Below are 555 nucleotides of genomic sequence, written 5' to 3'. Positions count from 1 at the left end.
AAGCGATGCAGGAACGCCAAATCACGATTGCGTCCAAAACGGATAAATTGCCCGAACTTTTCATGGTGATGGCGACGCAAAACCCAATCGAGCAAGAGGGCACGTATCCGCTGCCCGAAGCGCAAGTAGACCGTTTCATGTTCAAACTTTTGGTGGACTATCCCGCGCGCGCGGACGAACGCGACATGCTCGACCGCATGACCGGCGCGCACAAACCGCACGCCCGCAGCGTCGTCGCGCCCGAAACGATTTTGAACGCGCGTAAATTGGTCAAAGAAGTGTACGTGGACGAACGGCTGAAAGATTATGTGTTGAACCTCGTCGTAGCCACGCGCAAGCCCGCCGATTACGGTCTCGCGCATTTGAAACCGCTTATCGCCTTTGGCGCGTCGCCCCGCGCGGGCATCTACATGATTGAAGCGTCGCGCGCGCACGCCTTTTTGCACGGACGCGGTTTTGTGATTCCCGACGATGTCAAAGAAATTGCGCCCGACGTTCTGCGTCACCGCGTGCTGACCTCGTACGAAGCGGAAGCGGAAAATGTCTCGAGCGATG

At 57.3% G+C, this 555-nt stretch carries 1 protein-coding gene; it reads left to right on the top strand.

Translation table 11 applies throughout. From position 1 onward, the window contains the following. Positions 1-555: MoxR family ATPase (locus L6R21_28245; protein ID MCK6563096.1), on the top strand; the 555-nt coding region annotated here is incomplete at both ends.

This window comes from bacterium, assembly GCA_023150945.1.
Classification (GTDB): Bacteria; Zhuqueibacterota; Zhuqueibacteria; order Zhuqueibacterales; family Zhuqueibacteraceae; genus Coneutiohabitans.
The sequence above is the reverse complement of the archived record's forward strand: the minus strand, read 5'-3'. Positions and strand labels throughout refer to the sequence as shown.